The organism is Streptomyces sp. NPDC059567, from assembly GCF_042735655.1.
In the GTDB taxonomy this organism is placed as follows: Bacteria; Actinomycetota; Actinomycetes; order Streptomycetales; family Streptomycetaceae; genus Streptomyces.
The window spans coordinates 1-7,758 of sequence record NZ_JBHWBS010000163.1 but is presented as its reverse complement, the minus strand read 5'-3'; the positions used below and the strand labels follow the sequence as shown (position 1 = coordinate 7,758).

The 7,758-nt window shown below is 71.0% G+C and carries 9 protein-coding genes; 3 read left to right on the top strand and 6 right to left on the bottom strand.

Annotated elements, in window-relative coordinates:
* Window positions 1-120 precede the first annotated feature (120 nt).
* A complete protein-coding gene (locus tag ACFVZW_RS35995; protein ID WP_384530667.1) occupies window positions 121-1,290 on the bottom strand; it encodes a hypothetical protein in 1,170 nt (389 codons plus the stop codon).
* 230 nt (window positions 1,291-1,520) lie between these two features.
* Between ACFVZW_RS35995 and ACFVZW_RS35990 the strand changes: the two genes are divergently transcribed.
* On the top strand, window positions 1,521-2,717 hold the full coding sequence (locus ACFVZW_RS35990) for a serine hydrolase domain-containing protein (protein ID WP_384530665.1): 1,197 nt from the start codon (window positions 1,521-1,523) through the stop codon (window positions 2,715-2,717).
* Window positions 2,718-2,726: 9 nt separating this feature from the next.
* Here ACFVZW_RS35990 and ACFVZW_RS35985 read toward each other — a convergent pair whose 3' ends face one another.
* Both ACFVZW_RS35985 and ACFVZW_RS35980 read right to left on the bottom strand, forming a co-directional pair.
* Window positions 2,727-3,578, bottom strand: a complete 852-nt coding sequence (locus ACFVZW_RS35985; RefSeq protein WP_384530664.1) for an alpha/beta fold hydrolase — start codon at window positions 3,576-3,578, stop codon at window positions 2,727-2,729.
* A 502-nt stretch (window positions 3,579-4,080) separates the two neighbouring features.
* Window positions 4,081-4,773 carry a metal-dependent transcriptional regulator gene (locus tag ACFVZW_RS35980; protein ID WP_362362954.1) on the bottom strand — a complete coding sequence of 231 codons (693 nt, stop codon included), beginning with the start codon at window positions 4,771-4,773 and terminating at the stop codon, window positions 4,081-4,083.
* 149 nt (window positions 4,774-4,922) lie between these two features.
* On the opposite strand from ACFVZW_RS35980, the gene ACFVZW_RS35975 reads away from it, so the two are divergent.
* The gene (locus tag ACFVZW_RS35975; RefSeq protein WP_384530662.1) at window positions 4,923-5,690 is read left to right on the top strand and encodes an SIS domain-containing protein; all 768 of its coding nucleotides are present in this window, start codon (window positions 4,923-4,925) and stop codon (window positions 5,688-5,690) included.
* Here ACFVZW_RS35975 and ACFVZW_RS35970 read toward each other — a convergent pair.
* Together ACFVZW_RS35970 and ACFVZW_RS35965 are read right to left on the bottom strand one after the other, a co-directional pair.
* Complete coding sequence (locus tag ACFVZW_RS35970) at window positions 5,687-6,427, bottom strand: DUF2470 domain-containing protein (protein WP_384530660.1); 741 nt, start codon at window positions 6,425-6,427, stop codon at window positions 5,687-5,689. The genes ACFVZW_RS35975 and ACFVZW_RS35970 overlap by 4 nt on opposite strands.
* Before the next feature lie 134 nt (window positions 6,428-6,561).
* Entirely contained in the window at window positions 6,562-6,852 is a 291-nt protein-coding gene (locus ACFVZW_RS35965) for an LAETG motif-containing sortase-dependent surface protein (protein ID WP_384530658.1), read from the bottom strand.
* Window positions 6,853-6,873: 21 nt separating this feature from the next.
* On the opposite strand from ACFVZW_RS35965, the gene ACFVZW_RS35960 reads away from it, so the two are divergent.
* Window positions 6,874-6,951, top strand: coding sequence for a hypothetical protein (locus ACFVZW_RS35960; RefSeq protein ID WP_384530671.1), 78 nt, complete (start codon window positions 6,874-6,876; stop codon window positions 6,949-6,951).
* A gap of 37 nt (window positions 6,952-6,988) precedes the next feature.
* Here the strand turns inward: ACFVZW_RS35960 and ACFVZW_RS35955 are convergent, their stop codons facing one another.
* On the bottom strand, window positions 6,989-7,492 hold the full coding sequence (locus tag ACFVZW_RS35955; protein ID WP_384530656.1) for a hypothetical protein: 504 nt from the start codon (window positions 7,490-7,492) through the stop codon (window positions 6,989-6,991).
* Window positions 7,493-7,758 lie beyond the last annotated feature (266 nt).

Here is a 7,758-nt window from a genome sequence, read left to right as displayed (position 1 = left end):
GGCCTCCCCACCGACTCTCGCCCCAATTTGGCCCCCCCCCCCGCGCCCCCCCCCGCCCGGGGGGTGTTGGGTGGGCTGGGGGGGGGGCCGGCCAGGCCGAGGGATGAACGGGCTGATCCGTCAGTTCCAGCTGATCAGCGACACGACGTGATCGTCCGAGCCGTCGATGGGCATATCCAACGCGGCGATCTTCACCGGCTGGGCGCCCGGAGTGGCGAAGTCGGAGCGGTACAGCACCCACTGGTCGCTGCTGTTCTCGGACAGGAACACGAGGCTCTTGCCGTCCGGGGAGGGCGTGGGATCTCCTGCGCCCCGGTCGCTCTCGGGGAGCAGCTTCTCGGTCTTGGTGACGCTCTGGTAGTCCGCGCTGAAGGTGAGCTGCTCAAGGCTGTCGTGCCGGCAGACCAGGGTGGTGTCGTCACGCCAGAAGGCCGGGTCGCAGTGCACCTTCACGCCGGTGTCCCCGGACTGCGCACCAGGCACACGCAGGGCAGCCGACTTGAGCTCCTCCAGAAGCCCGTCGCTGCCTGGTTTCACCCGCGCCAAGCCGAGGCCCTCGATGTTGCTGCCCAACGCCACGACGCCCGACGGCGAGACGGGCGAGTCGCTCTCGCCCGCAGCCAGGACCGTGGCTGCGGTGGCACTGTCCTTGGCCATGTGGCTCGCGAGCTGCTCGTGCGGCACCATCTGCTGGCTCGCCGCACCGCCCTTGGGGTCCCGGAAGTACCTGGGCAGTTTCACCCCGTAGTTGTCGGGGTCGGAGTCGTACCAGAGCTGGTTGGTCACCGGGTGGAAGACAGCAGCGTTCGACTCCAGGTCCTTGTCGAAGGCGTCCGGATCGGGAGGCGCGATCTCCTCACCCGTCGACGTGTCGACAGCAGCGGCCCGGGTCGTTTCGGAGAGGCCCGCCAGCATCGTGAGGTCCTTGCTGAACGAGTAGTGCGTCGGCATGTCCGGGGTGTCGCTCGGGCAGCCGGACATGGGCTTGAACCCGGGCGGCAACACGGAGCTGCGCTCGGCCACCAGCTTCCCGTCCTTGACGGCGTAGGACCGCACCGTCACCCCGTACAGGGTCCCCCCTCTGGCGGTCATCGTTTCCGCGCAGAACATCACCGAGACGGTGCCCTCCTGCGCGAGAGGCGCGGTCTTGACGTCCGCGACCCCCTTGTCGCCCTTCAGGGGGTCGCCACCGGGCGCACCCTCGAAGCCCGAACCTCCGTCTTCTCCGCACGCACTCAGCAGCAGCATCGCCCCCGCGAGAGCCAGCCCCGACCTGAACTGTCGTCCCACCGCGTTTTCCCCGTCTCTTTGCTCATGCATCGCACTGACATGATCATTCAAACAGACAGGAGGGGGCGCCCAGTTCACGTTCCCCTCACAGCACGTCCTCGCCTGAGGCAGGGGCCGCCCGGGTCCGAACGAGTGGACTCACCGGGGTCCCGGGTCGAGGAAGGAGCGCCAAGGCGTCGCGGGGGTCACGTTGGCGTTCCCGATCCTGAACCGGAAGAGGCACCCCCGACATGCGACGTACCCGCGCCCGCCGTCTATTCGCCGCCGCTCTGCTCGTGGCGTCCGTGCTGGCCCCGGTGGCCACCACTCCCGCCACAGCCGTCCCCGCCGTCGTCGCCCACCACGGCGCGGAGGACTGCCCGCCCGACGGTCTCGGCCCCGAGCTGACCGCTCGCCTCGACAAGGCCATCGAGGACGTCCGCAAGCAGGCCGGCATCCCGGGCCTCGTCGCCGGGCTGTGGATGCCGGGGAAGGGCAGCTACGTCCGCGCGTTCGGTGTCGCCGACAAGGTCACGGGCGAGCCGATGTCCACCGACGGCTACGTGCGGATCGGCAGCGAGACCAAGACCTTCACGGTCACCGCGCTCCTGAAGCTCGTCGACGACCGCAAGGTCCGGCTGGACGACCCGATCGCCGACTACATCCGCGGGGTCCCCAACGGACACAAGATCACGCTGCGCCACCTCGCGGAGATGCGCAGCGGCCTCTTCCCGTACACGTCCGACCCGGACTTCATCCAGGATCTGCTGAGCGACCCTCAGCGCTCGTTCACCCCGCACGAGGTGCTCGCCTATGGCTACCGGCACAAGAACACCTTCGCGCCGGGGGCGCAGTTCGAGTACTCCAACACCAACCTCATCCTCCTCGGCCTCGTGGTCGAGAAGGTCAGCGGTCACCGCCTCGTCGACTTCATCGACAAGCGGGTGCTCCGCCCGGCCGAGCTGCGGCACACGCTGCTTCCCGAGGGATCGGAGTTCCCCGAGCCGCACCCGCGGGGCTACACCAACCAGACGCTGAGCGGCGAGGTCACCGACTCCACGGACTGGAACCCCAGTTGGGCCTGGGCGGCGGGGGCGATGATCTCGGACCTGGAGGACCTGCGCCGCTGGGCGAAGATCGTCGCGACCGGGGAGCTGCTCAGCCCGGAGACCCAGGCCGAGCGGCTCAAGACGCTGCCGACGGGCTTTCCCGGCACCAGCTACGGCCTCGGCATCTTCAATGCCAGCGGCTGGATCGGGCACAACGGCTCCATCCCGGGCTACGAGACCGTGACCGTCTATCTGCCCTCCCAGAAGGCGACCTTGGTGCTCATGCTCAACACCGACATCTCCTCCCAGGGCCAGGAGCCGAGCACGCTGGTCGCCCGGGCGATCACCACGATCGTGACGCCGAACAACGTGTACGCCGGGGCGGTCCCGCCGCGCTGAGCCCAGGTGTCAGGACGTCAGGACGCCGTTGAGGAACGGCTCGATCGCCGTGCGCCAGGCTTCCGGCTGGTCGTAGTGGAGGAGGTGGCCGGCGTCGGGGATCTCCGCATACGCCCCTCGGGGCAGGACGCGGACCATCTCCTGGGCCTCCGCGCGGCCCAACTCGCCGTCCAGGCCGCGGACGACGAGGGTCGGGCAGCGGACCTGGGCGAGCGTGTCCCAGTGGGCGTCGTGGACCCAGGTCTCGCGGGAGGTCAGCATCTGGGCGGGGTCGAAGACCGGGTGCCAGCCGTCGGGGCGCTCGGTCATCACCTCCGTGAAGAACTCGCCGCGAGCGGGGTTCGGCCGCTCGACCCAGGGGTCCTCGTCACCGAACCACTTCCGCACGGCGTCGAGGGAGGCGAAGGGGACCGGCCAGCGGCGGAACCAGTCCTGCCACTCCCGCTGGGAGGCGGCCCCGAGGGCCGAGGCCCGCATGTCGCAGATGACCAGGGCGCGGACGAGGTCGGGGCGCTCGGCGGCGAGCTGCCAGGCGGTGAGAGCGCCCATGGAGTGGCCGATGAGGGTGACGGGCCCGAGGTCGAGCTGCTCGACGGCCGCGGCCGCGTCCGCGACATACGCCTCGCGGGTGAAGGGGCCGGTGGCGGGCTTGTCGCTGCGGCCGTGTCCGCGCTGGTCGAGCGCGACGGCCCGGTGGCGGTCGGCGAGCCAGCGAGCGGTGGGCGCCCAGTGGGAGGCGCGCCCCATGAGACCGTGCAGGAGTAAGACGCCGGACCCGGCCGTCTCCGCCCGCTCTTCCGTGAACTCCCAGGCAGCCAGGCGTACGCCGTCGGCCCCGGTGACGTCGAGACGTCGCACCATGTTCCCTGGCACCCCCTCTTTCCATCGAGCGTGTCGAGCACCGCCAGACTATCGAACCCTTATTCGAAAATGCGGTTCTGCCACGTAACACCCCTCGTTCGAGTGACGGGGCTCAAGGATTGACGCGCGCCGCCGAGGGGAGATCTTCAGCGGGAGGCGGACCGCTCGGGGAAAACGGTCCGAGGGGAATGACCCTGGGAGCTCGGGGCTCCGGGTCAGCACAGGGGAGGACAGGCCCCGGCGCCCATGGGCGCCGGGGCCCTCTGTCTCTTCACGCACCGCCCCGGACGCCTTCGTCATCGCCACACCCCTCCCCGGCCGCACGGCTCCCCCCAGCGTGGCACGCCGAGGGTGCGGGCGTGGTGATTCCGCCGTAAAACGGGCCCGGGGAAGCAGGAGGGGGGATTCCCGGGGCCCTGAGGAGGGTCCTCGGCCGAAACCTCGGCCTCGGCCGACGCTCAGCCTCGGCCGGCGCTCGGTCTCGGCCGGCGCTCGGTCTCGGCTAGCGCTTCGCCACGAAGACGTGCGCCGCCACATCGGCGTCCAGCTCGGCCGCCTCGCCGCTGCTGCCGACGAGAACACCGCCCGCCGACTCCGTCACGCTCACCACGGAACCGGGCTGCACGCCCGCGCGCCGCAGCGTGTACATCAGCTGGGCGTCCGTCTGGATCGGCTCGCCGATCCGGCGGACGATCACCGTCTTGCCCTCCTGGCCCGCGTCCAGGTCGGCCAGCGAGACCATGGAGTCGTCCAGGAAGGACTCCGCCTCGGCCTTCTCGCCCAGCTCCTCGAGACCCGGGATCGGGTTGCCGTACGGCGACTCCGTCGGGTGCCGGAGCAGCTCCAGAACGCGCCGCTCCACGGCCTCGCTCATCACGTGCTCCCAGCGACAGGCCTCGGCGTGGACCTGCTCCCACTCCAGGCCGATCACGTCGACGAGCAGGCATTCGGCGAGCCGGTGCTTGCGCATCACGCGCGTGGCGAGTCGACGGCCCTCGTCCGTCAGCTCCAGGTGCCGGTCGCCGGCGACGGTCACCAGACCGTCGCGCTCCATGCGGGCCACCGTCTGGCTCACCGTGGGGCCGCTCTGGTCGAGCCGCTCCGCGATCCGGGCGCGCATGGGGACCACACCTTCCTCTTCGAGCTCGAGGATGGTGCGGAGATACATCTCCGTTGTGTCGATCAGTCCGGACATACGTGCCCCTCGATGAGTCGTGCGCTGGCCCTGCCCCAATTCTGACGCATGCCACAGACAACCGTGCCGCGCCGGGGAAAGGCGGTATTGACAGAGCAATGGTCCAGACCGCACCGTGATCCGCGACACGACGACAAGGAGCTTCGGGAATGGGCGACAGCGCGCGCGAGTCCAAGCTGGCCGGACAGTTCTTCGACGCCGCGATCAGCCTGCTGCAGCAGGTCCGCGACGAGGATGCCGAGGAGATCGCCGCGGCCGGGACCGCGATCGCCGAGGCCGTCGCCGCCGGCGGCCGCCTCTTCGCCTTCGGCGCGGGACACTCCTCGCTCGCCGCCCAGGACGTCGTCTACCGGGCGGGCGGACTGGCGCTGATGAACCTGCTCGCCGTGCCCGGAGTGGTGGGCGTCGACGTCATGCCGGCGACGCTCGGCTCGGCCCTGGAGCGCGTGGACGGCCTCGCGGGGGCGGTGCTCGACTCCTCGCCCGCCAAGGCCGGCGACGTACTGATCATCATCTCGCTCTCGGGCCGCAACGCCCTGCCGGTCGAGATGGCGATGAACGCGCGCGCCCTGGGCCTGACGGTGATCGGTGTCACCTCGGTGGCGTACGCGACGGAGACGAAGTCCCGGCACGTCTCGGGGACGTATCTGAAGGACCACTGCGACATCGTCCTCGACTCGCGCATCGCCGTCGGCGACGCCGAGCTCACGCACGAGGCCATCGAGGCCCCCTTCGCGCCCGCCTCGACGGTCGTCACGAGCGCCCTGATGCAGGCCACGATGGCCGCGGCTGCCGAGGAGATGGTCCGCCTGGGCATCGAGCCGCCGCTGCTGCGCTCGGGGAACGTCGACGGCGGGCACGAGTGGAACGGCCGGGTGATGACGGAGTACCGCGACCGGATCTTCTTCCGGCACTAGGAGCCCGCCTCTTCCCGGCCGGCCCGCTTTCCGGTGGGTGCGGCCACGGCGCGGCGCAGGAGGAGCTCCACCTGCCTGCCCACCTCGTCCACGTCCCGTACGGGAGTCCTGAACGCGATCCGGAGATCGGCGTAGCCGCGGGCGTACTCGCACCGGAGGGTGATCCCGTGGCGGTCCAGCGCGAGGGGTGCGAGGCGGGCCACGCCGTGCGGGAGATCCGGGTCGGCCAGGCGGGCCAGTCGCTCGACGACGTCCCGATGCCCCTCCTCCAGGTGCGTCAGCATCGCGGCCTCGGCCACGGCCAGCACGTCCGGAACGGCGCGGGCCAGGTCGTCCGGGTCGACGTGCTCGACGAGCGCGCTCCGCTGGATGCTCGCGTTCGCCACATCGAGCCGGAGCACGAGCACGCCGGGTGAGGTCTGGAGCGGCGAGGGCGTGAGCCGCCCCGCGAGGGTGACGCGCGCCCTGACGCGGTGGCGGACCGCGATCGGGGCGATGTCCGTGAACTCCAGCAGCGCGGAGAGCATTCCACGCGGAGCGCACGCGACCTCGGCGGCCAGGGGGCTGTCCGCCGGGGCGTGCAGTGCCAGCCGGCCGGCGTCGTCCACCTCGTGCATCGCCACCAGGTCGTAGCTGTTGCCGTCCGTCGTCAGGCTCAGGGAGCCGGCGGCGGCGATCACGGAGCGGATCCGCTCGGCGTCGGTCGGCCCGTTGCGGCGCGCCTTGGCGAAGGTCATCAGAACTCCTTAGGTTAGGCTTGCCTAACCTAGCAGCCCTCGGGGTGCCGGTGAACCCCCTTCCGCCGGGCGGCGCCATGGATGCGGGGCGGCCCCGCACCCATGGCGTGGGTGCGGGGCCGCTGTCGTACCGCTTATCGCGTGGGGTCGACCGGTCGGCTTCCGGTGGCCCTGCGTCGGCGCTTGAACCACATCAGCGCCGCGCCGGCCGCCGCGAGGGCAGCGGCGACACCGGCGATGAGACCGACCGGCGTGTCGGAACCGGTGTCGGCGAGATCGCCTTCGGGGTCCCTGCCGGGCGGGGTGGTGCCGCCGTCGTCGCCACCCGACGGAGGGCTGGACGGCGCGGGTGTCGACGGGCCGTCGGTGGGCCTGTCCGTCGGAGTCGGGTCCGGAGTCGGATCGCCGCCACCGCCGGACCGCATCGTCCGTGGCGGCGGCGGAGGGTGCGGACGTCGGTGTTCCGTGTGCGGCACACCCACGCCGCGACGGATCTGATGGAGGAGAACTGGATCCAGGACTGAGCGGTGGACCGGCCTCCGCCGCGAGCGCATGGCCGGGTCACGCCCGGGCCCGAGTCCGATGCCGCTTCGCGTACGACCAGGTCACCGCGGTCATCAGCGCCGGGATGGCGAACAGCGGGGCGAAGACGAACCACCAGACGGCCTCTGCCGTACCGCTCGACATGTACGTCCGGCTCTCGACCGTGAACGCGACCACGAGCTGCCACAGCGCCACCAGGACCAGGACGGCCGAGGCGGTCCAGGACACCGCGACGAGGGTCCGGGGAGAGAGCGGCCGCCACCGGTCGCCGACGAGCAGCAGCGGGAACAGCGCGGCCACCTCGGCGAGGACGGAGAGGCCGACGACGTACGCGATGCCCCAGCCCGGGATGTCGAAGACATCGCGCAACACCTGCTCGCTGTAGCCCACGTAGACCCCGGACGCCATGGCGACGCGCCACAGGCCGGACGGAAGGGCACACAGCGCGATGGCGTGCGCGGCGCGTCGGGCCCATACGGGGGCGGGGGCGGTGAGAAGTGCGGTCGTCGTCATGACGACCATGCTGGCCGGGGCGGCCCTCGCCGCACTTCGTCCGCAGCGACGAAGCACCTCCGCCGTGCGGGGGAGACGGGAGACGGCCGGGTAGGACTCCACCGGCGCTCACGCGATCCGGCGTCGCCCTGGAACCCTTGTACGACTAGTGTGTTGAATCTTTGCGGGTGGCAACGAGCAACGGGGGTTGGGAATCGTGGCTGTCACGGTGCCGGATTGGGCTGACACGCTGCTGGATCTGGTGGGGGTGAACTGGCCCAACGTCGACGAGGACG